Source organism: Bradyrhizobium genomosp. I (2014) (genome assembly GCF_000261685.1).
Lineage (GTDB): Bacteria > Pseudomonadota > Alphaproteobacteria > Rhizobiales > Xanthobacteraceae > Bradyrhizobium.
On the sequence record NZ_AJQE01000192.1, the window covers coordinates 41563 to 68430 of the forward strand.

At 66.4% G+C, this 26868-nt stretch carries 21 protein-coding genes; 6 read left to right on the forward strand and 15 right to left on the reverse strand.

The features are described 5' to 3' along the window. Position 1: 1 nt before the first annotated feature. The gene (locus IC50_RS18545; RefSeq protein WP_035707904.1) at positions 2-346 is read right to left on the reverse strand and encodes an Hpt domain-containing protein; all 345 of its coding nucleotides are present in this window, start codon (positions 344-346) and stop codon (positions 2-4) included. A 426-nt stretch (positions 347-772) separates the two neighbouring features. Between IC50_RS18545 and IC50_RS18550 the strand changes: the two genes are divergently transcribed. Continuing rightward, positions 773-6415: a negative regulator of septation ring formation gene (locus IC50_RS18550; protein ID WP_035707824.1), complete on the forward strand. Its 5643-nt coding sequence runs from the start codon at positions 773-775 to the stop codon at positions 6413-6415. A 242-nt stretch (positions 6416-6657) separates the two neighbouring features. Here IC50_RS18550 and IC50_RS18555 read toward each other — a convergent pair whose 3' ends face one another. The 3 genes from IC50_RS18555 to IC50_RS18565 are packed head-to-tail and all read right to left on the reverse strand — an operon-like array spanning position 6658 to position 9478. Further along, positions 6658-7530, reverse strand: a complete 873-nt coding sequence (locus IC50_RS18555; RefSeq protein ID WP_035707833.1) for an MlaD family protein — start codon at positions 7528-7530, stop codon at positions 6658-6660. Between the two features lie 29 nt (positions 7531-7559). Beyond that, entirely contained in the window at positions 7560-8342 is a 783-nt protein-coding gene (locus tag IC50_RS18560; protein WP_035707844.1) for an ABC transporter ATP-binding protein, read from the reverse strand. A 2-nt stretch (positions 8343-8344) separates the two neighbouring features. Continuing rightward, positions 8345-9478: an MlaE family ABC transporter permease gene (locus IC50_RS18565; protein ID WP_035707847.1), complete on the reverse strand. Its 1134-nt coding sequence runs from the start codon at positions 9476-9478 to the stop codon at positions 8345-8347. Positions 9479-9612: 134 nt separating this feature from the next. On the opposite strand from IC50_RS18565, the gene dgcA reads away from it, so the two are divergent. Further along, positions 9613-10608: an N-acetyl-D-Glu racemase DgcA gene (gene dgcA, locus IC50_RS18570; protein ID WP_035707849.1), complete on the forward strand. Its 996-nt coding sequence runs from the start codon at positions 9613-9615 to the stop codon at positions 10606-10608. On the opposite strand, the gene IC50_RS18575 is transcribed toward dgcA, so the two are convergent. Then, the gene (locus IC50_RS18575; protein WP_035707853.1) at positions 10578-11774 is read right to left on the reverse strand and encodes an MFS transporter; all 1197 of its coding nucleotides are present in this window, start codon (positions 11772-11774) and stop codon (positions 10578-10580) included. The two genes, dgcA and IC50_RS18575, sit on opposite strands and share 31 nt — an antisense overlap. 75 nt (positions 11775-11849) lie before the next feature. On the opposite strand from IC50_RS18575, the gene IC50_RS18580 reads away from it, so the two are divergent. Then, positions 11850-13217, forward strand: a complete 1368-nt coding sequence (locus IC50_RS18580; protein ID WP_035707855.1) for a hypothetical protein — start codon at positions 11850-11852, stop codon at positions 13215-13217. Positions 13218-13334: 117 nt separating this feature from the next. On the opposite strand, the gene IC50_RS18585 is transcribed toward IC50_RS18580, so the two are convergent. After that, on the reverse strand, positions 13335-13694 hold the full coding sequence (locus tag IC50_RS18585; protein WP_035707858.1) for a hypothetical protein: 360 nt from the start codon (positions 13692-13694) through the stop codon (positions 13335-13337). 138 nt (positions 13695-13832) lie between these two features. Next, complete coding sequence (locus IC50_RS18590; protein ID WP_035707860.1) at positions 13833-14276, reverse strand: RbsD/FucU family protein; 444 nt, start codon at positions 14274-14276, stop codon at positions 13833-13835. A 165-nt stretch (positions 14277-14441) separates the two neighbouring features. Here IC50_RS18590 and IC50_RS18595 point away from each other — a divergent pair, with 165 nt between their 5' ends. After that, complete coding sequence (locus IC50_RS18595; protein ID WP_035707863.1) at positions 14442-16163, forward strand: caspase family protein; 1722 nt, start codon at positions 14442-14444, stop codon at positions 16161-16163. A gap of 182 nt (positions 16164-16345) precedes the next feature. Here the strand turns inward: IC50_RS18595 and IC50_RS18600 are convergent, their stop codons facing one another. From IC50_RS18600 to thiD, 4 genes are all read right to left on the reverse strand, one after another. Then, positions 16346-17329, reverse strand: a complete 984-nt coding sequence (locus tag IC50_RS18600) for a threonine/serine dehydratase (RefSeq protein ID WP_035707866.1) — start codon at positions 17327-17329, stop codon at positions 16346-16348. A 63-nt stretch (positions 17330-17392) separates the two neighbouring features. After that, complete coding sequence (locus tag IC50_RS18605; RefSeq protein WP_035707905.1) at positions 17393-18436, reverse strand: glycosyltransferase family 4 protein; 1044 nt, start codon at positions 18434-18436, stop codon at positions 17393-17395. Between the two features lie 13 nt (positions 18437-18449). Beyond that, on the reverse strand, positions 18450-19262 hold the full coding sequence (locus IC50_RS18610) for a UDP-2,3-diacylglucosamine diphosphatase (RefSeq protein ID WP_081492466.1): 813 nt from the start codon (positions 19260-19262) through the stop codon (positions 18450-18452). A 292-nt stretch (positions 19263-19554) separates the two neighbouring features. Beyond that, positions 19555-20355 (reverse strand): bifunctional hydroxymethylpyrimidine kinase/phosphomethylpyrimidine kinase, encoded by an 801-nt coding sequence (gene thiD / locus IC50_RS18615; RefSeq protein WP_035707872.1) that lies wholly within the window; start codon positions 20353-20355, stop codon positions 19555-19557. Positions 20356-20483: 128 nt separating this feature from the next. Here thiD and IC50_RS18620 point away from each other — a divergent pair, with 128 nt between their 5' ends. Then, positions 20484-20729, forward strand: coding sequence for an Lrp/AsnC ligand binding domain-containing protein (locus IC50_RS18620; protein WP_018642903.1), 246 nt, complete (start codon positions 20484-20486; stop codon positions 20727-20729). An 11-nt stretch (positions 20730-20740) separates the two neighbouring features. On the opposite strand, the gene IC50_RS18625 is transcribed toward IC50_RS18620, so the two are convergent. After that, complete coding sequence (locus tag IC50_RS18625) at positions 20741-21667, reverse strand: c-type cytochrome (RefSeq protein ID WP_035707874.1); 927 nt, start codon at positions 21665-21667, stop codon at positions 20741-20743. Positions 21668-21822: 155 nt separating this feature from the next. On the opposite strand from IC50_RS18625, the gene IC50_RS18630 reads away from it, so the two are divergent. Then, positions 21823-22239, forward strand: coding sequence for a CHRD domain-containing protein (locus IC50_RS18630; RefSeq protein WP_035707877.1), 417 nt, complete (start codon positions 21823-21825; stop codon positions 22237-22239). Positions 22240-22316: 77 nt separating this feature from the next. On the opposite strand, the gene IC50_RS18635 is transcribed toward IC50_RS18630, so the two are convergent. The 3 genes from IC50_RS18635 to IC50_RS18645 form a co-directional block, all read right to left on the reverse strand. Next, positions 22317-23600, reverse strand: coding sequence for a cystathionine gamma-synthase family protein (locus IC50_RS18635; RefSeq protein WP_035707881.1), 1284 nt, complete (start codon positions 23598-23600; stop codon positions 22317-22319). A 254-nt stretch (positions 23601-23854) separates the two neighbouring features. Continuing rightward, positions 23855-24304: a cytochrome c gene (locus IC50_RS18640; protein WP_035707884.1), complete on the reverse strand. Its 450-nt coding sequence runs from the start codon at positions 24302-24304 to the stop codon at positions 23855-23857. 95 nt (positions 24305-24399) lie between these two features. Next, the gene (locus tag IC50_RS18645) at positions 24400-26709 is read right to left on the reverse strand and encodes a xanthine dehydrogenase family protein molybdopterin-binding subunit (RefSeq protein ID WP_035707886.1); all 2310 of its coding nucleotides are present in this window, start codon (positions 26707-26709) and stop codon (positions 24400-24402) included. Positions 26710-26868: the final 159 nt, after the last annotated feature.

Below are 26868 nucleotides of genomic sequence, written 5' to 3' on the forward strand. Positions count from 1 at the left end.
CCTACGGCTTCAGGATCGCCTCGATGGCGGCGCGGGCCTCGGTCACCGCCTCTTTCAGCGCGGCAAAGGCATCGGCCCGGCCATGGCCGGTCCGGGCCGCCATCTCCAGGCTGGCTGCGGCATCGGCCACCGCAAAGGCGCCAACCCCGCGCGCCGAACCCTTGAGCTTGTGCGCGAGCGGGCCGGTCTCGGCCGGCATTGCAGCCATCGCCGCGAGCAGGCGGACCGCCTGCTCGGCAAACATCGCCAGCACTTCCTGCTCCAGGTCGGCGTCGCCGAGCGTCATCCGGGAGAGATGATCGAGATCGAGCGGGCTGTCGAAAGGTGCAAGCGGGGGCGAAGGCATCCAGTCCATCCGTTGCAGTTCAGGCAGCATGGTGCAGGCCCCGGCGTCGCGCGGCGGCCGCCGGTCCGGCGGTCAGGTTCCCCCACCCAAGCATGAAAATGGTTAACGAAATGTTTGCGCCGTTTGACGCAGATCCGCCCGCTTGTTGACGGAAAGTTGCCGCAATCGACCGAGTTCGGTGGAGAATTGTATTTATTGCTAAGGCGTTACGGCGCGATGCTGTTAACGATGATTAAGATTGTCTTAATCGCGGGCATTTCATTCGCGACGCTCTGCCAATAGGATGTTGCGGAAATTGGCGGACAAGCCGTCCGGGGTGGGGACGGCTCGGAGATCCGCGCAAGCGGCATGATCCGGTCTGTGGGCTCGCGCGGCGCGCAGGGCTCGCGGGGGGACGCGTACAAGTAACGAGGGCTCGGACTGAACATGGCGAACACTCCGAAAAAGGTCAAAGACCCCACAGAAGTTGCGCTTTCTGCGATCCAGGAAGCCCTGAACATCAGTGACACGGCTGCGGATACCAGCCGCAACGCCACGATGCGCAACGAGACGGCGCCCCCGGTGCCGCCGCCCGCGCCCCCGATCTTCGACGAGCCGAGCTTCGAGCCGCGACCGGCCGCCAACGAGCGGGCAACCGTGTTCGACACGGTCGAGGAGCCGCGCGCCTCGCGCCGCGCCGCCAATGACGACCGCGAGACCATCGGCCAGCTGCTCCAGGCGCTTCAGAAAGGCCGCCCTGCCCGCAGCGTCTACACCTTCGCCACCATCTTCGCCGGCATCTGGCTCGCCGCCTGCGCGGCGCTGACCGTCGGCTTCCTGCCCTCGATCCAGGCCGCCATGGGCCAGAGCGGCGGCGTGCTCGTCATCGCCGGTCTCGTCGCGATGTTCTTCGCGCCGATCATGCTGTTCTACTTCCTCGCCAGTCTCGTCTGGCGCGGCCAGGAAATGCGCATGATCGCGCAGGCGATGGCGCAGGTCGCGATCCGCTTCTCCGAGCCGGAAGGCTCTGCCTCCGATTCCATGGTCACCGTCGGCCAGGCCATCCGCCGCGAGGTCGCGGCGATGGGCGACGGCATCGAGCGCGCGATTGCGCGCGCCGGCGAGTTGGAGACGCTGGTCGCCAACGAGGTCGCCGCGCTGGAGCGCGCCTATTCCGACAACGAGGTACGCATCCGCGCCCTGCTCCAGGACATCGCGCATCAGCGCGACAATCTGGTCGGCCAGGCCGAGCAGGTCCGCAGCGCCATCTCCGGCGTGCAGATCGACCTGCGCCACGACATCGCGCTGATCTCCGACGCGATCGCCTCGCGCGTCGACGAGGTCGCGAAGTCCATCACCGGCGCGCTCGAAGAGCGCGGCGCCCACATCACCAGTGCGCTGAGCAATGCCGGCGACAACATGATCCTGGCGCTCGGCGAGCGCGGCGGCGACCTGCTCGACCGCCTCGAGGAAGCCAGCAACGAGACCACGCGCGCCGTGCTCGACGCCAGCGAGCGGCTGACCACCAGCCTCAACTTCAAGACCGGCCACGTCCACGACGAGTTCGTCGACCTCGCCGACCGCGTCCACGAGATGCTGAACGAGCGCATCGACCGCATCACCGGCGAATTCGAGCAGCGCTCCGCCGCGATCGTCGACGGCATCTCCGAGCGCACCGAGCAGGTGCATGATTCCCTCAAGAATTCGTCGGATTCGCTGCTGCTCGAGCTCGAGCTGCGCTCCAGCGACCTCTCGGCCAAGATCGACGACGCCGGCAACCGGCTCGCAACCCAGATCATGACCTCCGGCGACAAGGCGAGCGACGCGCTCGACGCCACCGTCAACACCCTGGTCGCCAAGGTCGTCAGCCAGACCGAGACCGCGCACGACTCGCTGTCGCTGCAGATGAGCGCCTTCGACGAGCTGGTGAGGAACCAGGGCACCGAGCTGGTCGAGAAGTTCGCCCGCGATTCCGGCACGCTGGGCGCGCTGATCACGCGCCACATCTCCGAGTTCGACCGCACCGTGAAGACCTTCGGCGGCGAGATCGTCGAGCGCATGGGCCAGCGCACGCAGGACATCGCCGAGACGCTGAAGACCTATGTCGACAATTTCGACACCCGCTTCACGGCGAACGGCGGCGAGATCACGGCGGTGCTCGACCAGCGCCTCGTGCAATTCGAGACCACGATCGGCGAACGCGTGAGCAATCTCGACGCCTCGCTGAACGGCAAGATCGCCAGCCTCGACGGCACCATCGAAGGCCACATCAGGACCTTCGACGAGCAACTCGTCGGCCGCGTCGCCGCGCTCGAACAGTCATTCGACGCCCGCGCCGAGTCCATGACCGAGACCATTGACGGACGCATCAACACGCTGGCGACGTCGCTGACCGACGGTGCCGCACAGGCGATCCAGTCGATCGACTCCCGCCTCACCCACCTCACGACCTCGCTGACCGATGGCGCATCGCAGACCATCCAGTCGATCGACACGAGGCTGACGCACCTCACGACGACGCTCGCCGGCGGCGCGTCGCAGGCGCTCGAATCCATCGATTCCCGCCTCACCTACCTGACCACCGCCGTGACGAGCGGCGCCTCGCAGGCCGTGCAGTCGATCGACACGCGCCTCACCCTTCTGGGCTCGACGCTCACGGACGGCACCGCGCAGGCGATCGAGGCGGTCGACCGCCGCATCACCGGCGTCACCGAGATCATCGACGGCCGCACCGCGCATCTGACCGACACGGTCACCGCGCGCTTCCAGGAGATCCACCAGGCCATCGAGACCAAGGTCGGCTCTGTCGCGAGCGACATCGACGTGCGCGTGGCGCAGTTCGAGGACCTGCTCGGCTCGCGCGTCGAGGCCGTCGCCGGCCGCATCGAAAGCAGCGGACGCCAGGCCAGCGAGGACATGATGTCCCGCGCCGAGATGATCTCGACCGCGATCCGCTCGCATGTCGAGGACGCCGAGCGCTCGCTCACCAACCTCGTCGTCAACACCAGCGAGACGATCCAGACCGGCGCGCGCACGGCTCAGCAGTCGCTGCTGACGGTCTCCTCCGACGTCAACGCCCAGCTCAGGATGACCTCGGCCGAGGTCGAGCAGGCGCTGACCGCGGTCGGCACCGGTGCGGCGAACTCGATCCTGACCAGCGCCCGCGAAGCGCAGTCGACGCTGGTCGCGGCATCGGGCGAGGCCTCCAACCAGATCAAGGGGCTCGCGGCCGACGTCGAACGCACGCTGTCGGCGGCAGGCTCGGCCACCGCGGCCTCGATCCTGGCGGGCGCCCGCGAGGTGCAGACCACCCTCGTTACCGCCTCCTCGGATGCGGCCAGCCAGGTCAAGGCCCTCACCGCCGACGTGCAGCGTTCGCTGTCGCTGGCCGGCACCACCACGGCGGAATCGATCACCGCCGGCGCCCGCGATGCGCAGGGCGCGCTGATCGCGGCCTCGACCGAGACCGCCAACCAGATCAAGGCGCTGTCCTCGGACGTGCAGCGCTCGCTCACGATGGCGGGCACCTCGACGGCCGAGACCATCATGAGCGGTGCCCGCGAAGCCCAGAGCACGCTTGTCACGGCGTCGTCGGATGCGGCGAGCCAGGTCAAGTCGCTCGCGGCCGAAGTGCATCGCTCGCTCTCGCAGGTCGGCCAGTCGACCGCCGAGACGATCACCACCAGCGCCCGCGACGCCCAGAGCACCCTGCTCGCGGTCTCGGCCGAACAGACCAGCCAGGTCCGTTCGCTCGCGGCCGAGATGCAGCGCGCGCTGGCGACCGCCGGCGGCGCCACCATCGAGGCGCTCACCAGCGGCGTTCGCGAGGCCCAGGGCTCGCTGATCTCCGCCTCGACCGATGCGGCGAGCCAGATCAAGTCGCTGACGACGGACATCGAGCGCACGCTGACCGCGGTCGGCGCCGACACCGCCTCGACCATCCTCAACAGCGCGCGCGAGGCGCAGATCTCGCTGACCTCGACCTCGGCCGACGCCGCGAGCCAGATCCGCACGATCTCGACCGAGATCGAGCGGACGCTGAACGCGGCCACCGTCAACGCGACCAGCGACATCCAGACCAGCGCGCTCAACGCCCAGAACGCGCTGATATCGGCCTCCAACGAGGCGAGCTCGCGGGTCAAGTCGAGCTCGGCCGACGTCGAGCGCTCGGTGCTCGCCGCCAGCTCCAGCTTCGGCCAGGCCATGACCGGCAAGACCGACGAGATCGTCACCTATGTGCAGCAGCAGGCCGACCGTCTGTCGAACATGATCGACGCCAAGCGCGGCGCGCTGGTCGACGCGATCGGCTCGAAGAGCAGCCAGCTCACGCTCGACATCGACCGCGTCACCTCCGATGCGCTAAAGTCGATCGAGACGCGCGGCCAGGCCTTCTCGCAGACCATGATGGGCAACGGCTCGGAAGTCGCCCGCACCATCAACGCGGCCAGCGAGATCGCCACGAGCGCGGTCGGCAAGTCGCTCAAGGACCTCGAGCAGGCCTCGCGTTCCGCGATCGACCAGTCGCGCCAGGTTTCGATCGCGGCCGTCACCGAGATGCAGGAGACCAGCAAGATCCTGCGCACCGACACGGTAGCCCTGTTCGAGCGCCTGCGCGAAGGCAACATCCTGCTCCAGGAGGTGCTGACCGGTGCGCACGACAACCTCAACTCGCTCGAGCGGGCGCTGGTGACGCGCGTCGCCGACTTCGTCTCGGCGATGAACGACGTCACCTCGCGCAACGGCGCGGCGACGCAGAATCTGGAAGAGCAGCTCAACGTCTTCAACAGCAAGACCACGAAGGCGCTGCAGGATCTCGGCGAGCTGTCGACCCAGTTCGACAAGCACGGCCAGGCGCTGGTCGAGGCCGCGCAGGTCGTCGAGCAGAGCAACAAGAACACCACCGCCTCGCTCGCCGAGCGCAAGCAGGCGCTGGAATCGCTCGTCACCACGATCGACCTGCGCACGGCCGATCTCGACCAGCGGCTGTCGCGCTTCACCGGACTGCTCGATGAATCGCTGGCCGCGGCCGAGGAGCGCGCCCGCGACATCGCCCGCGTCGTTGCCGAGACCGCCGGCGCAGGATCGGCCGCGATCACCCGCCAGTTCGAGGCAGTGCGCGCGGCGTCCGAGGAGGAGCACCGGCAGACCATCGAGGCGATGCACGACATCTACCGCCAGACCACGGACGAGGCGGATGCGATGTTCAAGCAGTCGACCGAGAAGTTCACCAACCTCGTCTCCAGCATGAAGCAGATGGCCTTCGAGATGCACAACGAGCTCGAAGCCACCCGCAACGAGCTGCGCCGCGGCGTGCTCGAGATGCCGCAGGAGGCCGCCGAGAGCACGGCGCAGATGCGCAAGGTGATCGTCGACCAGATCGAGGCCCTCGCCGAGCTCAACCGCATCGTGGCCCAGCACGGCCGCGGCCTCGACGTCACCACGGCGGGCCGCGCCAGCGTGCAGCGCCAGGAGGAACCGGTAGCACTGGCCGCAGTCGGCGGCCGGACTCCCGAGACCCGCATGCGCGACACTGGCAGCGCCTCGACGCTGCCGCCGCCGGACCTCGGCATGCCGGCTGCGCGCCGCACCGAAGCGCCGCCGGTCGCGCCTGCCGGCAACGACCAGGGCCGCGACGGCTGGCTGTCGGACCTGCTCAACCGCACCGACGCCAACCAGGGCGCCCCGGCCGGTCGCGAGGCTCCGCGCGGCCGCCCCGCACCCGCGCCGCTGCCGCAGGCTCCGCAGGGTGGCGGCAACCCGCTGGAATCGCTGTCGCTCGACATCGGCCGGCTGATGGACCGCAACCTCGCCGCCGAGATGTGGGACCGCTACCAGCGCGGCGAGAACAAGGCCTTCACCAAGCGCCTCTACACGCCCGCCGGCCAGAAGGCTTTCGACGAGGTCGCCCGCAAGTACCGCGCCGACCGCAACTTCAAGGGCACGGTCGACCGCTACGTCGCCGAGTTCGAGCGCCTGCTCGACGAAGTCGCCCGCGACGGCCGTGGCCCGCACGAGCTGCGCGGCCACCTGATCTCGGAGACGGGCCTCGTGTACACCCTGCTCGCGCACGCGGCGGGACGGCTGGGATGAGCGGCAGATAGCAACGAGTAGCGAATGAAAACGGAGGCCTCACGGCCTCCGTTTTTGCTTGGGCATGTCATCCACGCTCTCGTGCCCCGGACGCAGCGCAACGCCCCTTCGGCGGTGCGATGCCGAGCCGGGGCCCATGTCGAGGTGTTTCGCGGTGAGGCCTTCCGGGTCGCGGCTCTGCGCAGCAACGCGAAGAGCGTTGCAGCGCGTCCGGGACACGAGAGCGCGAACGCGCCCGCCTCCTACCGCCTGCCGCTCGCGGACGGCACCGGTCTCGGCGGCTCGGGCGGCGGGGCCGGCTGCGATGAGTTGCTGGCGCCGAACAGGACGCGGGTCGGGTTGCGGTCGAAATTGTTCACGGCGCGGCTGATGTCGCCCAGCGTACGGCGGCCGTCGGCCATCAACGCGCCGGAGCGCTTGTCGAAATCGTCGGCGAGCTCGCGGATCGACTTCACCGCCTGGAACAGCTCGCCACCGTCCTTGCCGCCGGCCAGCGTGTTGAGGCCGAGCATGAGATTGTCGGCCTTGAGCATGACGCCGTCGACCTTGGCCATCACGGCATCGATCTTCTCGGAATTGCGCGCCAGCGAGTTGGTGAAGGTCTCGAGGTTCTTGAGCGAATTCTTCACCGACTCCTGATTGTCGGCGACGATCTTGTTGATGTTCTGCAGCGTGCCGCGGATCGCCTCGGTGACGTCCTGGAGCTTGTTGGGATCGGCGGTGAGCGTCGGGATGCCATCCTGGTCGAGCGGCGGTGGGGCCGCGGCTTCGTCGCCGCCCTTGAGCGAGATGGCTGCGACGCCCGTGAGGCCCTGGAACTCGAGCCCGACCAGGGTGTCCTTGCGGATCGGGGCGTTGTTCTCGATCATGGCGAGTGCGACAACCCGCCGCGGGTTGTCCAGCTTCACCGAGACCACCTCGCCCACCCTGATACCGTTGAAGTTGACGCTGCCGCCGTTGCGCAGGCCCGCTGCGGGCCCCTCGAACACGACGCGCAGAGGGCTGCGCTGCTTGGTGGTGTGCAACGACTGGAACCACAGCACGAAGCCGATCGCCGCGGCGATCACCGTCAGCGTGAACGAGCCGATCAATACGTAATTCGCCCGCGTTTCCATCAGGTGCTCCGGCTACTCAACCCAGCTCTTCAACCCATGACCGCGCGGGCGCGCTTGCCATGAAAATACTGCCTCAGCCAGGGATGCTGCGAGGCCTGCATGTCGGCGATCGACCCTGCCGCAATGATCTTACCGTTCCCTAAAACGGCGATGCGATCACATGCTGTGTAGAGGCTGTCGAGGTCGTGGGTTACCATGAAAACGGTCAGCCCCAAAGTGCGCTGGAGCGTCCTGACCAGCTCGTCGAAGTCGCCGGCGCCGATCGGATCGAGGCCCGAGGTCGGCTCGTCCAGGAACACGAGGTCCGGATCGAGCGACAGTGCGCGCGCCAGCGCCACGCGCTTGATCATGCCGCCGGAGAGCTCGGACGGGAAACGCTCGGCGACTTCGGGCTTGAGCCCGACCATGGTGAGCTTGGCCATGGTGATCTCGTCCATCAGCCGCTGCGAGACGCGCAAATATTCGCGCATCGGAAACTGGATGTTCTGCCGCACGGTCAGCGAGGAGAACAGCGCACCCTGCTGGAACAGCACGCCCCAGCGCCGCTCCACGTTGCGCCGCTGCGACGTGCTGGAGGAATCGAGGTCGACGCCGAACACCTCGATGGAGCCTGCCACCTTCGGCACCAGGCCGATGATGGTGCGCGTCAGCACCGATTTGCCCGCGCCCGAGGGACCGACGAAGCCCAATATTTCGCCGCGCTTGACGTCGAGGTTGAGCCCATCGAGCACGCGCGTGGCGCCGAACTGCACGGTGATGTCGCGGACGCGGATGATGGGATTTTGAATCTCGCTTTGAGCTTCTTTTGCCATCGTCACATCCCGATCGAGGCGAAGAAGATGGCGAACACGCCGTCCATCACGATGACGAAGAAGATGCCCTTCACCACCGATGCGGTGGTGTGCTGGCCCAGCGATTCCGCGCTGCCCTGCACGGCGAGCCCTTCGACGCAGGCGACGATGCCGATCACGGCGGCCATGACGGGCGCCTTCACCATGCCGACGATGAAATGATCGATCGAGATGGCGTCGCGCAAGCGCAGCAGGAAGGCCTCCGGCTCGACGCCGCCATAAAGCCAGGCGACGAGCCCGCCGCCATAGAGCGCGGCCATGGCGCCGAGGAAAGCCAGGATCGGCAGCGCCAGCACCAGGGCCAGCATGCGCGGCAGCACCAGGACCTCGATCGGATCGAAGCCCATGGTGCGCAGCGCGTCGATCTCCTCACGCATCTTCATCGAGCCGAGCTCGGCGGTGTAGGCGCTGCCGGAACGGCCCGCGACCATGATCGCGACCAGCAATACGCCGATCTCGCGCAGCACCAGGACGCCGAGCATGTCGACGACGAAGATGTCGGCGCCGAAGCGGCGGAAATGGAAGATGCCTTGTTGGGCGATGATGCAGCCGATCAGGAAGGTGATCAGCACGATGATCGGCACCGCGCGCCAGCAGACCTGCTCCATGTGATGCACGGTCGAGGTCAGGCGGAACGAGCGCGGGTGGATCAGGACGCGAAATGCCGCCGCGAGCACCGCGCCGAGCATGTCGACGAGGCCGGCCACGGTCCCGGCCACGCCGGCCACGGTCCGGCCGATCTGCTCCAGCATGCCGGAGATGGTGATCGTGCTGCTGTCGAGCTCGGGGGTCGCCCTCACCCGCCGCACCTCGTCCACGAGGCTGGAATAATTGGCGGAGAGGCCCGCGATCTGCGCTTCGACGGCGCCTTGGGTCAGGCTACGGCGCAGCCGTTCGATCAGCCAGGCGCCGAACGTGTCGAGCTTGGCGACCTCGGAGACGTCGATGAAGATCCTTTGCGGGGTGCCTGCGAGCTTCTCGGCGTCAGCCACCATCCGCTCCAGGACCGGCGCAAAGCTCGCGGTCCAGGTCCCGGTGGCGCAGAGTGCCAGCGCGTTGCCCTTCGCAATCCGTTCCAGCTTCGGATCGCTGCTCAAGATGTCCGCTCCCGTGCCGGGGCGGAGAAAATCAGATAGTTGCGCACGCGCCCTTACCCAGAGAAGGTATCCCCAAGGGGTTAACGTTAGTTGCTAGAGGTAACTAGCAGGTTCAGATTTCGCCAGAGTTCGAAATGACTTCCATGAAATTTGCAACTTTGGCGGCGCGAATCGAGCGCTTCCCGATTGCCGGCAGCTTTACCATCAGCCGGGGGGCCAAGACCGAGGCCGTCACGGTCGTGGCGGAGGTCAGCCGCAACGGCCTGACCGGCCGCGGCGAGTGCGTGCCCTATCCCCGCTACGGCGAGACGCCGGAAGCCACGCTTGCGGCCATCCAGGCCATGCAGCAGGCCCTCGCGGAGGGACTGACGCGGCAGGCCCTCCAGGCCGCCATGCCGCCCGGTGCGGCCCGCAACGCCCTGGATTGCGCCCTGATCGACCTCGAGGCCAAGGCAGCCGGCCAGCGGGCCTGGAACCTGCTGAACCGCCCGGCGCCCGGCGAGCGCATCACCGCCTACACAATCTCGTTAGGGACCCCGGAGGGCATGGCCGCAGCGACCGCCAAAGCGGCGCACCGGCCGCTGCTCAAGATCAAGCTCGGCGGCGACGGCGATCCGGAGCGAATCGCGGCGGTGCGCAAGGCCGCCCCAAAATCCGAGCTGATCGTCGACGCCAACGAGGCCTGGACCGAGGCCAACCTGGAGCACAACCTCGCCGCATGCGCCGCGGCCGGCGTCACCCTGGTGGAGCAGCCGCTGCCATCAGGCAAGGACGAAGCGCTGGCGCGGATCGAGCGCCCGCTCGCCGTCTGCGCCGACGAGAGCGTGCACGACCGCTCCTCGCTCGCGCCGTTGCGCGAACGCTACGACGCCGTGAACATCAAGCTCGACAAGACCGGCGGTCTCACCGAAGCCCTCGCCATGGCCGACGCTGCTCAAGCGCTCGGTTTCGAGATCATGATCGGCTGCATGGTCGCGACATCGCTGTCGATGGCGCCCGCCATGCTGGTGACGCCGCAGGCGCGCTTCGTCGATCTCGACGGCCCGCTGCTGCTGGCGCGCGATCGCGACCATGGACTGCGCTATGATGGCAGCCTGGTCTATCCGCCCGATTCCGCGTTGTGGGGATGAGCCGTGAGGCGATGCCGCGCCGTCCAGATGACGAGCGCGCCGAGGCCGGCCATCGCGGCCATGACGTAATACAGGCCGTCGCCGGTGCGGGCGTAGATCGCACCTGACGCGATCGAGGTCGCCGCGCCCAGGAGCCCGTTGCAGGCGGCATAGTAACCCTGACCCCGCGCGATCTGATGCGCCGGTACGCGCTGCACCAAGAGATTCATGGTGCCGACGATGGTCATGCCGAAGCTGAGACCATGCCCCAGTTGCGCGATCGCGAGCAGCGCGAGCGGCGGCTCGTGCGCGGTGACGATCCAGCGCACCACGGCGCTGAGCCCTCCGATCGCGATCATCGTGGACGGGTGCAGCGAGAAGCGCGGAGACAGCGCGAACACGACAATCTCGGCGATCACGCCCAGCGTCCACAGCTCCGCGATGGTCAGTCCACTGATCCCATGGAGCTGCCAGTTGATGGCCGAGAAGGTGTAGTAGGCGACGTGGCTGCCCTGGATCAGCGCGGCCGAGGCGATGATCGCCCAGAAGCCGGCATCGCGCAGCAGCGCTGTGTGGGCACGCCTCTCCGTCGTCCTGTGCCTGACATCGTCGAGCGGCTGAAGCAGCGCGCTGGCGAGAACCGCAACGACGGCCCAGGCGACGATGACCCAGATCAGATCGCGCGCCGCGATGACGTCGACGAGATAGCCGCAAGCGAGCGAGCCCGCGGCAAAGGCCGCCGAGCCCCACAGCCTCAGGGGTCCATAGTCGAGCCCGTAACGGGCGACGCCGCGCAGCGCATAGGCGTCGGTCAGCGGCATCGTCGGTGTCCACATCATGCAAGTCAGCGCATAGATCAGGAACAACGCCAGAGGTTGCTGCTGCAATCCAACCGCCGTGAAGCCGATCGCGGTCGCCAGCACCGACACCATCATGGCGGCGCGAATCGCATGTCGCTTCTCGGCAAACGCGGTGACCTGCGGCAGCGTTGTGAACCGCGTGATCGCCGGCAGCGCATTGATGAGGCCGATCCAGGCCGCGTCGACGCCGATCGCCTTCAGCCAGAGCGGAAAGAACGGCAGATGCGTGCCCAGGACCGCGAAGACCGCCGAATAGAACAGGGCGAGGTTCACCGCGAATCGCCGCTTCTCGGCTGCCGCGATGGGGATTTGTGATTCGGTCTGCATCAAACCAATTGCGATTCGGTCGATATCGTGGTGATCGTTACAGTAACGCGCGGTGATTTGCGCGACGAGATTGTCATGGCCAACGAAGCATTCGCCCTCTCGCCCATGTCTGCCCGCGCGGCCGAGCCGAACGAGCAGGATTACGACGCGATCCGCGAAGCCTTCATGGAGACCGCGCGCGGCCGCTGGTTCCTCGGCGAATACGCCAAACGCAACCGCAATGCCGACACGAGCATGGTGCTGGATGCGGTCGCCAGAATCGAAGAAACCCTTGCGGCACAGCGACAACCCGTCGTCGAGGACCGCCTGCCCGAAGCGCTGGTCGATATCCGCCGCGCCATCCGCGAGGCCGAGACGATCGCGATCGCGGCGTTCGATCCCGCGGCGATCGAGGCGAGCCTCGCGCCGATCCCGCGCGGGGTGCGCATCATCAAGGAGATCTCCTGGCGCTGGCGCGAGATCGGCGCCGACGGGCGAATCTGCGACCTCATTGATTCGCAGCTCGCCTCGATCGAGGCCGCCTGCGGACAGATTTCGACCATCGACCCCCGCGTCGAGCTCAAGGCCGCGTTCGATCTGCTGAGGGACCGGGTCGAGCAGCTTGGCGGCGGCGCAACGCCGCAGGCCGCGCCGTCCGCCGATGCTGCGCCAGCGCGGGCCGCCGAGACGGCCAGCGAAGCCCCCGTGGCTCTTGCGGACACGCCGCAGGACATCGCAGCAACTCCCGAGCCCCAAGCAGTCGCTGGGGAGGCCGGCACCACTGCAACGCTCGCCATGGCCGGGCAGACCGTCGACGCTGCCGCCGTGCCGGAGACGGCTGCCGAACGCGACATCGCGCCCGACCAGGTCGCAGCTGAAGACGTTGCTCTTGAGGAGCCGCCCGCCGGGCCCGCCGCCTTCGCGGAAGCCGCCGACACGTTCTCGCCCGATGCCGCGGCGGAAGCCGAGGACGAAGCCATACTCGATGCCATCGCGCTGGAGATGGCCGCGCCTGATCCGGAGTTCGACGAGATCATCGAGCCGATCGAGCTGGCCGCGCCGACGCCCGAACCGATGGCCTCGGATGTCGCAGCGCCTGTTGCCGCCGATCTTCCGGAGCCGGTTGCACCCGAGCCGGTCGTCGCGGCCGTTGCGGAAGAGTCCGCCGCGGACGCACCGATCGCGATGGACTCGCTCGCGCGCCTCACCGATGCCATTGCCGAGGCCGCCGCCGAGGTGATGGAGCAGCAGGCCCCGGCCATGGCGGCCACCGCAACATTCGCCGCAGCGTCGACCGCGACGCTGCCCATGCCCTCACCCCTGTCCACGTCCTTGCCCGAGCCCTCGCTCGGCGCCACCATCCTCGCCAGCGGCATCCTGCAGAAGCCCCGCGCGCCGGCCAACGACCCACTCGCGCCGATCCGCCGCATGACCCAGGCCGAGAAGATCGCGTTCTTCTCGTAGGCGAGCGCGCGCTCTCGCCACATCGTCATTGCGAGCGTAGCGAAGCAATCCAGAATCTGTCCGCGGTGACAGTCTGGATTGCTTCGCTACGCTCGCAATGACGACGCGATCAGCAGCTCACCCGCAATTCCAGATTGGCCCGATCGGCGTCCGCGTCCAGCACGGACCGAAACTGCCGCCATTGTAGCGGCCGCCGCCGAAGCCGGGGCGGCCGAAATAATGCCACTCGCCATCCCAACGGTAGTATTGAGGAACCGGGTCGATGTACCAATGGCGCCGGTCGTTGCGCGCAAGGCGCCGCATCGCGTCCTTCTGCTTGTAGAGCGGAATGGCGTTGCTCAGCGGCTGTCGATAGCCCGGCAGGAAGCCGTAGCCCTTCCAGACCGGCTTGGGACGCTTTTGCGCGGCCTCAGCGGGCGCGACGGCCGGCAGCAGCGACAGGATGATAGCAACAGATAGACACACAAGGCGCGACATGCGTTGACCCTAGACAATCGGCCGCGAGAACGCCATTCAAATTCGATCGCTGGATGAACGTAGCCATGGGCAGGATCATCGCACGCGATGATCGCATCCGCTTTGCACCAAGCCGTGCGTCGATCGAACGCAGCCCCGCTAGCTGATCACGCCCTTGCGGAGCAGGAAGCAGCCATAGCCTCGGCTGTCGCCGACCTGCACGACGCCAAAACCTGCCGCCGCCGCGCGATAGAAATCCGCTCGTGACAACTTGCCAGGTGTGACGGGGTGACCGGCGGCGCGCGCGACCTCCGCCAGCACCGCATGCTGCACCTCGGGCACGCGGTCGGGATCGTCCACCGGCATCATCACACGCACCGGATCGGGATCGAAATCGTCGAGCGGATAGACCGACATGATGGCGCGGACGGCGGTCTCCATGCTCATGCCCGGCAGCTGGATCAGGCGCTGCGAGGAGGTGCTCTGCGCGATCCGGGCCGCGGGATGATTGGCGTCGACGAAGACGAGATCGTCGCCATGGCCCATCGAGGCGAGCAGCCAGAGCAGGTCGGGCGTCAGGATCGGATCGATCGATTTCAGCATGTGACGGAAGCTCCCCTTATCGATCGCTAAACCATAGCAGGTTCCAAGCGTGATTCAGATCACGTACGCCGCCATGGTGATAGGGATCACGGACCGCAAACTCGAACGCGGCCAAGCTTCAGCGCAACCAATCTCGCATCGAGATGAGTGCCAAAGGAGCACGCCATGTTCCGCCTGAAGCCTTTCCTGATGACAGCTAGCCTCGTGGGAAGCCTGTTCGGCTTCGCCTGCGGGCCCGTTTCCGCGCAAGTCGCCCCGGTCGCGCCGGCTCCCACCGCCCTGCAGGGCCCGGAGCAGCGGGTGGCGCTTGTGATCGGCAATGCGAACTACCGGAACGCGCCGCAACTTGCGAACCCCGACGATGACGCGCAATCGATGGCGCAGTTCCTGAACTCCGCCGGTTTCGAAGTGGTCGCCGCGACCGACCTGACGCAGAACGACATGCTCCGCGTCGTCCAGGACTTTTCCGCAAAGGTCGCCTCACGCGGTCCCAACACGGTGGCGATGGTCTATTACGCCGGTCACGGCGTGCAGCTCGCCGGCGAGAACTATCTCATTCCCGTGGACGCGAAAGTGTCCAGCCCGACAGAGCTCGTCAACAATTCGGTGCGCCTCGTCGACGTGATGTCCACGCTGGAGACGATTCCGAGCCGCATGCGCATCGTCATCCTCGATGCCTGCCGCAACAACCCGTTCCCCCAAGTCAACGATGCCGGCCGGGGCCTCGCCATCGTCGATGCGCCGAACGGCTCGATCGTCGGTTACTCGACCGCGCCGGGCGCCGAAGCGCTCGACGGCACGGGCGGCCACAGCCCCTACACGCAGGCGTTCCTGAACATCGCGCGCGAGCCCAACGTGCCGATCGAGCAGCTGTTCAAGCGCGTCCGCCTGCAGGTGAACCAGAGCACCAGCGGTGCGCAGATTCCGTGGGAGAGCTCCTCGCTCACGAGCGACTTCACCTTCTTCGGCGACACCGCAGTCGCGGCCAACCGCACGCCGGTGAATGCACCAGTGGTGCAGATGGCCTCCAACCTGCCCAGCCGCTCGACGCGTCAGGCCTATGACTACGTCGTGTCCGAGGGCCGGCCGGAATACTATCAGGAGTTCATCCAGATGTACCCGCACGACCCGCTGTGCGACCACGTCCGCTGGCTGCTCAAGAACCTGCTGGTCTCGCAGGCCTGGCACAAGGCGGTGCTCACGAACTCGCCGCTTGCCTACAAGAGCTTCTATGACAGCTACGGCAACAGCCCCTATGCACAGGTCGCGCTGAAGCTGCAGGCGCAGCCGAAGCAGATCCCCCTGATGCAGGCGACCAAGTTCCTGGCGCCGCAGAACATTGCGCCGACCTTCAAGATCGGCAATCTCGGCCAGCCCAAATACATGCCCTTGCAGCAGGGTAATGGCGGCGCGCAGATCGGCGGCAACCTGCCGAACCCGCAGAACGGCACGCCGTCGCAGACCCCGGGCAAGATCGTCACCCTGCCCGCGCCGACCAACACGACCAACGGCAATGGCGGGATCGGCAAGATCGTGACCTTGCCTGCAACCAACACCACGCAGAATAGCGGCAACGCCAAGCCGGGCAAGATTGTGAGCATGCCGGTGAATGTCGGCAAAGGCGGCACGAAGGTCGACGTGAAGCCGATCAATGTTCAGACGCAGAACCACCCGATCCGCATCAACAACGGCAACACCGGCATCGTAAAGCCCAACAGCAATCCGGTGAACAAGATGCAAGTGCAGAACAAAGTGCTGAACAACCGTCCGCAGTTCAATGCGATGCCGAACCGCATGGTCAACAGCAACAACAACTTCCGGCAGTCGATGAACCAGGCGCCGAGCATGAACGGCGGCGGCAACCGTCGCGGCGGCTTCATGCATTGATCGCACGGAAGGCAGACGCGACAAAGGGGCGGAGCCGCAATGCTCTGCCCCTTCTTCATGTCAGCTCTTGAGCATCGTCATTCCGGGATGCGCCGAAGGCGCAGGTCCGGAAATCCATCGTGCGGCAGGGTCGGTTGAGAAATGGACCCCAGGCTCTCGCTTCGCGAGCGCCGGAATGACGACTAGGCCACCAGCTCGGCAAACAAATCCGCGTCGACATTGCCGCCGGAGAGCACGATGACGACATTCTTCCCAGCGACCTCGAGACGTCCCGCCAGCAGCGCGGCGAGGCCCACGGCACCACCGGGCTCCACCACGAGCTTGAGCTCGCGATAGGCGAACGCAACGGCAGCCCCCACTTCGGCATCGGACGCCGTGACACCACGCGCGAGCAGCTTGCTGTTGATTGCAAACGTCATCTCGCCGGGCATCAAGGCCATCAGCGCATCGCAGATGGTGCGGCCCGCAGGCGGATGCGGCTCGCGGTGGCCGGCGGTCAGCGAAATGCCGTGATCGTCGAATGCCTCCGGCTCGGCCACCACGATCTCGGCCAACGGATAGCGCGCCTTCACGGCGGTCGCGACGCCCGCGATCAGGCCGCCGCCGGAGGCCGGCGCCACCACGATGTCGGGGCTGAGGCCGAGCGCTGCCATGTCCTCGGCGATCTCGCGGCCGGCGGTGCCCTGCCCCGCGATCACGAAGGGATCGTCATAGGGTCTTACAAGTGTGGCGCCGCGCTTCTCGGCGATGCCGCGCGAGATCGCCTCGCGGTCGTCACGGTCGCGGTCATACAGCACGACCTCGGCGCCGTAGGATTTGGTGCGCTCGCGCTTCGACAGCGGCGCATCCGCCGGCATCACGATGGTTGCCTGCATGTCGAGGATCTTTGCCGCGGCCGCCACGCCCTGGGCGTGGTTGCCCGAGGAGAACGCGACCACGCCGCCGGCGCGCTTGTCCTGCGGGATCGAGAACACCTTGTTGAAGGCGCCGCGGAACTTGAACGAGCCGGTGCGCTGGAGCATCTCCGGCTTCAAGAACACCTTGGCGCCGACGCGCTCGTTGAGCACGGGAAACGACAACAGCGGCGTGCGGATGGCGTAAGGCGCGATCACGCGCGCCGCGGCATCGATATCGGCAGGGCCGACCGGAAGGAGCTGTTCGGTCATGGCGGAATGTTATCGCGGCCGATGAGGCCCGGGCAAGACACCTCCGCGAGAGGTTTTACCCGCTCAGGCGACCCGGCGCGGCTGTTCCGCGCTGGTCCGGCCGGGCAGCACCGCCCCGACCGCCTGGATGCTGTCGATGAAGACCCGGGCCGAGGCTTCCCAGGTGTAATTGGCGGCGAACGCGACGCAGTCCTGCCGACAGATGTCGAGCGCGGCGAAACAGGCACTGCGCAGATCGTGATCGAGCGCGCCGACCGGCGCAACGCCGATCACGTCGCGGGGACCCTTCACCGGAAAGGCCGCGACCGGCAGGCCGCTGGCGAGCGCTTCCAGCAGGACCAGGCCGAACGTGTCGGTCTTGCTGGGGAACACGAACACGTCGGCGGCCGCGTAGATTTCCGCCAGCGCCTCGCCGTGCTTCTCGCCGAGGAAGATCGCGTCGGGATAGGCCTGTTCGAGCGAGGCCCGCGCCGGGCCGTCACCGACGATGACCTTGGTGCCGGGCAGGTCGAGGTCGAGGAAGGCCTCGAGATTCTTCTCCACCGCGACCCGGCCGACCGACAGGAACACCGGTGCCGGCAGGCAGAGATCGATGGCACGGGGATGGAACAGGCCGGTATCGACCCCGCGCGGCCACAGCACGACATTGTCGAAACCGCGGTCGGTCAGCTCGCGGGCCAGCGCCGGCGTTGCCGCCATCACGGCACGGCTGGGCGCGTGGAATCGGCGCAGCGCGCGCCAGATCAGCGAGCCCGGCACCGGCACGCGGGCGCGGACATATTCGGGGAAACGGGTGTGGAAGCTGGTCGTGAACGGCAGCTTGCGCTGGCGGCAATAGCGGCGGACCATCAGTCCGATCGGCCCTTCCGTCGCGATGTGGATGCTGTCCGGGCGCGCTTCCTCGATCAGCCCGGCGATCCGGGCCGGCCGCGGCATGGCGAGCCGCACGTCGCGATAGCTCGGCATCGCGAAGGTGCGGAACGATTGCGGCGTCAGGAACGCGAATTCGACGTCGAGCCCTTTGGCGGCGTCGGCAAGCTTGGTCAGCGTCCGAACCACACCATTGACTTGCGGGTGCCAGGTGTCGGTCGCGACCAGGATGCGCATCATGCGGGCCTTGTCACGCGGCTCTTGCCGCGACCTGCGGAACGGCTGCCGGCCTCTGCAAATGATCCGCCCAGGTGATGATCTCGAAATGCCCGTCGTCATGCTCGACCAGGGCCGTGCAGCTCTCGACCCAGTCGCCGCAATTCATGTAGCGGATGCCGGCCTCGTCGCGGATGACGGCGTAATGGATGTGGCCGCAGATCACGCCGTCAGCATCGTGGCGCCGCGCTTCGGCGGCGAGCGCCTGCTCGAACGCGCCGATATAGTTGACGGCGTTCTTGACCTTCTGCTTGGCCCATTGCGACAGCGACCAATAGGGCACGCCGAACAGGCGGCGGAAGAAGTTGACGAGGCGGTTCATCTGGATCGCGAAGTCGTAGGCCTTGTCGCCGAGATGGGCGAGCCAGCGCGCGTTCTGCACCACGAGATCGAAGATGTCGCCGTGGATGACGAGATAGCGCTTGCCGTCGGTGCCGGTGTGAACCGTGTTCTCGACGACGTCGATGCCGCCGAAATGCGTACCATAATAGTTGCGCAGGAACTCGTCGTGATTGCCGGGGATGTAGATGATCTTGGCGCCCTTGCGCGCCTTGCGCAAAAGCTTCTGGACGAGGTCGTTATGCGACTGCGGCCAGTGCCAGCTCGATTTCAGCGCCCAGCCGTCGACGATGTCGCCGACGAGATAGATCGTGTCGGCGTCGTGGTAGCGCAGGAAGTCGAGCAGAAGATCGGCTTGAGAACCGCGGGCTCCGAGATGGACGTCGGAGATGAACAAGGTGCGAAAGCGCCGCTCCGGGCTCTCGTCACTCATATCGTAACTTCCCATGCGCCAGCCTGTAACAATGTCCCGTGACAGGGGGATGACCGATTGAACCTTGAGGCACCTCAGATACGAATCAAACTTCGCCTCGCCCGCCCCGCGAATATCAGTCGCATGCGACAATCAGGCGACATGGCGCCGCAGAAGGTGATCGTCATGCCCGGGCTTGTCCCGGGCATCCACGTTCTTCGTGCTGCGTGGCAAGGCGTGGATGGCCGGGACAGGCCCGGCCATGACGATGTGGGGGCTAGCGTGCCCCCAACGTGCACCGCGGCGGCGCTGCCGCGGGCGGCCCGCCTCAGTAGAATCTGTGGAAATGATGGATCGGCCCGTGGCCGTGCCCGACGCTGAAGCGGTCGGCGGCGCCGATCGCGGCGCTGATCCAGGCCTTGGCATGGCGCACGGCGTTTTCCAGGTCTTCGCCCTTGGCCAGCCCGGCCGCGATCGCCGAGGACAGCGAGCAGCCGGTGCCATGGGTGTTGCGGGTGGCGATGCGCGGCGCCGCAAGCGCGATGGTGCTTTTCGCACCGACCAGATAGTCGATGCTCTCCGCGCCCTCCCCATGTCCGCCCTTGACCAGGACGGCGCGGCAGCCGAGCGCCAGCAGACGGCGTCCCTGGGTTTCGATCTCAGCCTCGCTCGCCGCGACCGGCTGGTCGAGCAGAGCCGCGGCCTCCGGCAGGTTCGGCGTGATCACGGCGGCCAGCGGTATCAGCCTGGTGCGCAGGGCGTTGACGGCCTCCGCGGCCAGCAGGCGGTCGCCGGAGGTCGCCACCATCACGGGATCGAGCACGACGTGCCGGGGCCGCCAGCGCGACAGCGCGGCCGCGATGGCATCGATGCTGGCGACCTGGGCCACCATGCCGATCTTCACCGCGCCAATTTCGAGATCGGAGAACACGGCGTCGACCTGTTCGGTGACGAACTCGGCCGGCACCGCGTGAATGCCGGTAACGCCGCGCGTGTTCTGCGCCGTGAGTGCCGTGATCACGGAGGCGCCGTAGACGCCGAGCGCGGCAAAGGTCTTCAGATCCGCCTGGATGCCGGCGCCGCCGCTCGAATCGGAGCCGGCGATGGTGAGTGCGACCGGGGTCGTCATGACGATTTTCCGCGTTTTCAAGCCATGGCCCGTCTTAGCAAGCCCGCGCCGAACCCGGCAAGTTCGCTTGCTAAATCCGGCCGGTTTTGGCCTATTAGCCGGAAGAATACGCTTTCGGAGTGCCCGCGATGGTTCCTTTTTTCGTTCAGATCAAATGCAAGCTCGGCCAGTCCTATACGGTGGCCAATGCGCTTGCCGAAGCCGAGATCGCCTCCGAGATCTACTCCACGGCCGGCCAATACGACCTCCTGGTGAAGTTCTACGTCGATAAAGACACCGACATCGGCCATTTCGTCAACGAGAAGGTGCAGGTGCTGCCGGGTATCCAGGACACCCTCACCATCATCACCTTCAAGGCGTTCGGCACGGGCTAGCGTTTGCTACGCTAGCTCGCCTGCTTGCGTTTCGGCGGCGTCGGCCCGTCCACCGGTGGCAGCGATTTGAGATACTCCGCCATCGCCGCGAGATCCTGGTCCGGCAATTGCGAGGTGTTCTTGATCACGCGCGTCATCGCGCCGCCGACGCTGTCGCCGTCCGGCAACTCACCCGTCTTGAGGAAATTGGCGAGATCCTTCGCGCTCCACTCGCCAAGGCGCTTCTGGGTGATGTTCGGAACCCATCCCTCGCCTTCCGGATTCGGAGCGCCGGCAAACCGCTGGCCGGTGATGATGCCGCCCAGCGCATTGCGCGGGCTGTGGCACTCGGCGCAATGGCCAAAGCTATTGACGAGATAGGCGCCGCGATTCCATTGCGGCGACTTGCTGCCGTCGGCAACTAAAGGCTTGCCGTCCATGAACAGGAACTTCCAGATGCCGATGTTACGGCGGATGTCGAAGGGAAAGCCGACGTCGTGGTCGCGCACCTTGCCTGCAACCGCCGGCAACGTTTTCAGATACGCGAAGAGATCGAGCACGTCCTCGCGCCTGGCGTGCTGATAGGACGTATAGGGAAACGCCGGAAAGTAATGCTGTCCGGCCGGCGAAACCCCGTGCATCACAGCATTGACGAAATCGGCGTCGGTCCATTTGCCGATGCCGTCGTTCGGATCGGGTGAGATGTTCGGCGCGTAGAACGTTCCAAACGGCGACTTGATCGCGACGCCGCCGCCAAGCCTGAGACGATCAGGCTGATTGGGAACGGCATGGCAGGACGCGCAGCCGCCGGCGTTGAACATCACCTCGCCGTTGGCGAGATCGGGCACATGGGCCGGTGCATTGGCCGCGGCCGCCACCACCGGCGCGCTGAGCCACCAATAGACGCCGGCCACAGCGACCGCGGCGAGCAGCGCCACCAGACTTGTTCGTTGCAACATGCGGACCCATTCACTCGTTGCGGCGAACCTATGACCGATGTCGTCGCGGCTCCAACCACGAAGAATTTAGCCCGCCCTGGCCGGAGACGGGAATAAACTGAAATGCCGGCTGTTGGAAGTTTGGCAGCCCCATCGGGTTCAACAGGGAGAATGTCATGAACAAGACCGCCATCGCCGTGTTAGCGCTCGGGGCCGTCGCTTTTGCGAGCCCGGCCGGCGCGGAGAAGCTGAAGGCAACGCTCGACGGCAAGGCCGAGGTGCCGGCGACGACCAGCGGCGGCACGGGAACGGCCGATCTGAACTACGACGCCGCCAGCAAGAAACTGTCCTGGACCGTCACCTATTCCGGCCTCTCCGGCCCCGCTACCGCCGCGCATTTCCACGGGCCTGCCGAGGCCGGCAAGAACGCCGGCGTCGCGGTGGCGATCCCGAATGCGGCCTCGAGCCCGGTCAAGGGCGAAGCGACGCTCACGGACGCGCAGGCCGCCGATCTGCTCGGCGGCAAGTACTACATCAACATCCACACCGCGGCCCATCCGGGCGGCGAGATCCGCGGCCAGGTGACGAAGTAAGCTTCAAGGCTGCTTCGTTGCACGCGAAGGCCGGGCGCAAGAGGGGGCGTCCGGCCTTTTCGATTCCCGGGGGGCGCTCAAGCCGCGTTCAGCGCTTGCGCGAGATCGGCGATCAGGTCCGACGGGTTCTCGATGCCGATCGACAGCCGGATCGTGGAATCGAGGACGCCGATCTTGCGGCGGATGTCGGCGGGAACGCCGGAATGGGTCATGGTTGCGGGCAGGCTCGCAAGCGATTCCGTTCCGCCAAGGCTGACCGCCAGCTTGAGGATCTGCAGCGCATTGAGGAATTTGACCGCCGCCTCCTTGCCGCCGGCAATGTCGAAGGAGAAGGTGGAGCCCGCTCCCAGACACTGGCGCGCGAACACGCGCCCCGCGGGCGACGCCTCCTCGTGATGACCGAGGTAGTGAACCTTGGCGACCTTGGGATGATCGCGCAAGAAGTCAGCCACGAGGCGCGCGTTGTCGTTGGCCTTCTCCATCCGCAGGCTCAGCGTCTCCAGCGAGCGGTTGATCATCCAGCAGGAATGCGGATCGAGCTGGGTCCCGATGGCGCCGCGCAACGCCTTGATCCCTTTCATGATCGCCTTCGAGCCGAGCGCGGCCCCCGCGATCAGATCGGAATGACCGCCGACATATTTGGTCAGCGAATACAGCGAGAGGTCCGCGCCATGCTCGATCGGCCGCTGAAACACAGGTCCGAGCAGCGTGTTGTCGCAGGCGATGATCGGAGTGTGTCCCTGCGCCTTTTCGATCGCGTCGGCGATACGGCGGATCATCGCGATGTCGACCAGGCCGTTGGTCGGATTGGCCGGCGTCTCGATCAGGATCATCGAAACCCGTCCCTTGCCCATCGCCTCTTCCGACGCCTGCCTGACTGCCGTTTCGTCGACGCCATCGGCAAAGCCGACGGCGCCGATCGACAGGCGCGCAAGCGTGTTCGTCAGCAAGGTTTCGGTCCCGCCGTACAGTGGCTGGGAGTGCAGGATGACGTCGCCGGGGCGGACGAAAGCCAGGATCGTGGTCGCGATGGCCGCCATGCCGGATGAGAACAGCGCGCAACTCTCGGTGCGCTCGTAGATCGCGAGCCGGTCCTCGACGATCTCGCTGTTTGGGTGGTTGAAGCGCGAATAGACGAGGCCAGCGCCCATGCCTTCGGGCGGCTCGCGCCGGCCGGCGACGTAGTCGAAGAAGTCCTGCCCGTCCTCGGCCGTCTTGAACACGAAGGTGGAGGTCAGGAACACCGGCGGCTTGATGGCGCCCTCCGACAATTGCGGATCATAGCCATAGGTCAGCATCAGCGTTTCCGGATGCAGCATATGGTTGCCGATATGGGTCTTCGACGGGAACGGTTTTGCCATGGCCTGTCTCGCTGTCCTGATTTGAGATCCTCGCCGCGGGCCGGAACGCCTGACGCCATGAGGCAGTCGGAAACGAGATGCGCCAGCAACCAACGGCTCACATCGACGCGGCGGCTGGAGCAAGGATAACCGCTCAGGCCGCGATCCGTCAGGCCTTGCAAATAATTTCCTGCCGCGTTGCTGGTCGCGGCCATGGTCGCGCAAAAAAGGCGGCTGCTTTCGCAACCGCCCTCTTCTTGATCCTGGGACCCCGGCTACTTCAGCTTCACCCGATAGGTCTCATGGCAGTCGGCGCAGCGATCGTTGATGCTGGTGTAGGCGGCCTTCAGGCTCGCGACGTCCTTGATCTTGCCCTTGACGGCGGCGATCGCCTTCTGCACCGGAGGAATCTTCGAGTCGAAATCGGCCTTGTTCTGCCAGACCTTTTGCGAGGAGCCGTAGGTCGCGTCGACCACGTCCTGCTTGGGATTGACCTCGAAGGTCTTGGCGATCTTGGCGACGTCGGCCTCGAGATTGGCGATGGCCTCGTCGACCGCCTTCTGATTGTACGGGATGTCGCCCTTCGTCATCTTCTGGATGACCGTGTACAGGCTCTTGGCCTGCGAGCGCATCAGATTGTCCTGCTGAACGGCGATCTCCTGTTGCGCCATCACGGCGCCGGCGCCCAGCAAAAGGCTACCCGCGACAATCATCATTCGTTTCATTGGCTAGCGTCTCCGGCTCGCAGAGGTGAGGATGGGTCCATCATGGATAGAACCCCGCAGGGGACGTTTATTCCCGCCCGGGGGAAAATCGCCGCCTACAGGCTGTGGCGGCGATGGTGCTCGTTGATCGCGATCCACACCCGCTCCGGCGTTGCCGGCATGTCGATGTGGTCGATGTTGTACTCGCGCCAGAGCGCGTCGACGATGGCGTTGACGACGGCCGGACAGGAGCCGATCGCACCGGCCTCGCCTGCCCCCTTCACTCCCATCGGATTGGTCTTGCAGGGGATGTTGTGGGTCTCGAACACGAAGGCCGGCCCGTCCGCCGCGCGCGGCAGCGCATAGTCCATGAAGGTCGCGGTGATGAGCTGGCCGTCCGTGGCGCCGTAGACCACCTGCTCCATCAGCGCCTGGCCGATGCCCTGCATGGCGCCGCCATGCACCTGTCCCGCCAGCAGCAGCGGATTGAGCGTCTTGCCGAAATCGTCGACGATCACGTAGTTGACGATTCTGATGATGCCGGTGGCTGGATCGATCTCGACCTCCGCGACATGGGTGCCGTTCGGATAGGTGCCGTCGGCGCTGGCAAAGGTCGCGCTGCCGTTCAACTTCGCCGGATCGACACCGGGCCGCTTGGCGAGATCGGCGAACGAGATCGAGCGGTCGGTGCCGGCGACGCGCACCACGCCTTCCGAAATCTCGAGGTCGCCGGCGCTGGCTTCCAGCGCCTGTGCCGCGATCTCCTTGAGCTTCTGGCCGAGCTCACGCGTGGCTCGTTCGACGCTGACGCCGCCCGAGGGGATCGAGGCCGAGCCGCCGGTGCCGAGGCCCGTTGCGATCTCGTCGGTGTCGCCCTGGTGGATGTGGACGCGCTCGGGCGCGACGCCGAACTGTTCGGCGACGATCTGCGCATAGGCGGTCTGGTGCCCCTGCCCGCTCGATTGCGTGCCAATCAGGACGGTGACGTCGCCATTGGGATCGAGCCGCACATTGGCGGTCTCCTCGCCCATGGTGCCGCACACCTCGACATAGCTCGCAAGGCCAATACCGCGGATCAGGCCGTGCTTCTTGGCGAGCTTGGCGCGCTTGGGAAACTCCTTCCACTCGGCGATCTCCATCGCGCGCTTCAGGTGCGCGGCGAAGTCGCCGGAATCATAGACCTTGCCGGTCGCGGTCTTGTACGGCAGCGCCTTCGGCTGAATGAAATTCTTGCGGCGGATCGCGTCCGGCGTCATGTCGAGTTTTCGCGCGCAGGCGTCGACCAGGCGCTCGATCACATAGGCGGCCTCCGGCCGGCCCGCGCCGCGATAGGCGTCGACCGGCACGCTGTTGGTGAAGATGGTGCGCACCCGGCAGTGGAAGGCCTGGATATCATAGAGGCCCGGCAGCATGCCGGCGCCGCCATGCGGGATGTAGGGGCCGAAGGTCGACAGATACGCGCCCATGTCGCCCATCAGGTCGCAGTCCATCGCAAGGAACTTTCCGTCCTCGGCCAGCGCCATCTTCGCGGTGGTGACGTTGTCGCGCCCCTGCGCGTCGCCCATGAAATGCTCGGAGCGGTCGGCCGCCCATTTCACCGCCTTCTTCAGCTTGCGCGCGGCGACGGCCATCAACGCGTATTCCCGGTACGGAAACAGCTTCGTGCCGAACCCGCCGCCGACATCCGGGCAGATCACCCGCATCTTGTCGGTGGGGATGTTGAGCACGTTCTGGCAGAGGATGTCGCGCAGGCGATGGCTGCCCTGGCTGCCGACCGTCAGCGTGAGATGGTCGCGCTTGGAATCGTATTCGCACACCGCGGCGCGCGTCTCCATGAAGCTCGCGACCACGCGCGGATTGACGATCGAGATCTCGGCGACCGCATGCGCCTTGGCAAAGGCGGCTTCCGTCGCCGCCTTGTCGCCGATCGAGACGTCGAACAGCACGTTGCCGGGCTTGTCCGGCCAGACCAAGGCTGCGCCCTTCTTCACGGCGTTGACGACGCCGGTCACCGCCGGCAGCGGCGACCATTTGACCTCGATCGCCTCGATCGCGTCGCGGGCCTGGTCGATGGTCTCGGCGACCACGAAGGCGATGGCATCGCCGACATGGCGCACCTCGTCCCTGGCGAGGATCGGGTAAGGCGGGCCGGTGAACGGATCGGTCTCGAGGTTGAACAGGCAGGGCAGATTGCCGAGGTCCTTGACGTCGTCGGCGGTCAGGATCAGCGCGACGCCCGGCAGCGTGCGGGCACGGCTCGCATCGATGGTGTATTTGGCATGCGCGTGCGGCGAGCGCAGCACCAGGCAGCGCAATGCGGCCTGCGGCGCGTAATCGTCGGTATAGCGGCCCTTGCCGCGGATGAGCGCGTCATCCTCCTTGCGCAGCACGCTTTGGCCAACGCCGAACTTGATGGGAGCCGCCATTTTATCTTCCCGTTCTCATGGTTGTTTTGCGGGCATATTGCCGTGGAAAAAGGAGCAGTGCAAACGGGTTTAGGCGGGCCGCTCCCTGTCGGGGCCGATGATTCGACGCCACTCTCGACAGTTCTGGCGCGACCAGGCGGGGCAGCCGTTCGGAAGAGC

Coding starts and splice junctions, on each gene's coding strand:
- IC50_RS18545 (WP_035707904.1), bottom strand. CDS start 346: ATGCCTTCGCCCCCGCTTGCACCTTTCGACAGCCCGCTCGATCTCGAT.
- IC50_RS18550 (WP_035707824.1), top strand. CDS start 773: ATGGCGAACACTCCGAAAAAGGTCAAAGACCCCACAGAAGTTGCGCTT.
- IC50_RS18555 (WP_035707833.1), bottom strand. CDS start 7,530: ATGGAAACGCGGGCGAATTACGTATTGATCGGCTCGTTCACGCTGACG.
- IC50_RS18560 (WP_035707844.1), bottom strand. CDS start 8,342: ATGGCAAAAGAAGCTCAAAGCGAGATTCAAAATCCCATCATCCGCGTC.
- dgcA (WP_035707849.1), top strand. CDS start 9,613: ATGACTTCCATGAAATTTGCAACTTTGGCGGCGCGAATCGAGCGCTTC.
- IC50_RS18575 (WP_035707853.1), bottom strand. CDS start 11,774: ATGCAGACCGAATCACAAATCCCCATCGCGGCAGCCGAGAAGCGGCGA.
- IC50_RS18580 (WP_035707855.1), top strand. CDS start 11,850: ATGGCCAACGAAGCATTCGCCCTCTCGCCCATGTCTGCCCGCGCGGCC.
- IC50_RS18585 (WP_035707858.1), bottom strand. CDS start 13,694: ATGTCGCGCCTTGTGTGTCTATCTGTTGCTATCATCCTGTCGCTGCTG.
- IC50_RS18590 (WP_035707860.1), bottom strand. CDS start 14,276: ATGCTGAAATCGATCGATCCGATCCTGACGCCCGACCTGCTCTGGCTG.
- IC50_RS18595 (WP_035707863.1), top strand. CDS start 14,442: ATGTTCCGCCTGAAGCCTTTCCTGATGACAGCTAGCCTCGTGGGAAGC.
- IC50_RS18600 (WP_035707866.1), bottom strand. CDS start 17,329: ATGACCGAACAGCTCCTTCCGGTCGGCCCTGCCGATATCGATGCCGCG.
- IC50_RS18605 (WP_035707905.1), bottom strand. CDS start 18,436: ATGCGCATCCTGGTCGCGACCGACACCTGGCACCCGCAAGTCAATGGT.
- IC50_RS18610 (WP_081492466.1), bottom strand. CDS start 19,262: ATGGGAAGTTACGATATGAGTGACGAGAGCCCGGAGCGGCGCTTTCGC.
- thiD (WP_035707872.1), bottom strand. CDS start 20,355: ATGACGACCCCGGTCGCACTCACCATCGCCGGCTCCGATTCGAGCGGC.
- IC50_RS18620 (WP_018642903.1), top strand. CDS start 20,484: ATGGTTCCTTTTTTCGTTCAGATCAAATGCAAGCTCGGCCAGTCCTAT.
- IC50_RS18625 (WP_035707874.1), bottom strand. CDS start 21,667: ATGTTGCAACGAACAAGTCTGGTGGCGCTGCTCGCCGCGGTCGCTGTG.
- IC50_RS18630 (WP_035707877.1), top strand. CDS start 21,823: ATGAACAAGACCGCCATCGCCGTGTTAGCGCTCGGGGCCGTCGCTTTT.
- IC50_RS18635 (WP_035707881.1), bottom strand. CDS start 23,600: ATGGCAAAACCGTTCCCGTCGAAGACCCATATCGGCAACCATATGCTG.
- IC50_RS18640 (WP_035707884.1), bottom strand. CDS start 24,304: ATGAAACGAATGATGATTGTCGCGGGTAGCCTTTTGCTGGGCGCCGGC.
- IC50_RS18645 (WP_035707886.1), bottom strand. CDS start 26,709: ATGGCGGCTCCCATCAAGTTCGGCGTTGGCCAAAGCGTGCTGCGCAAG.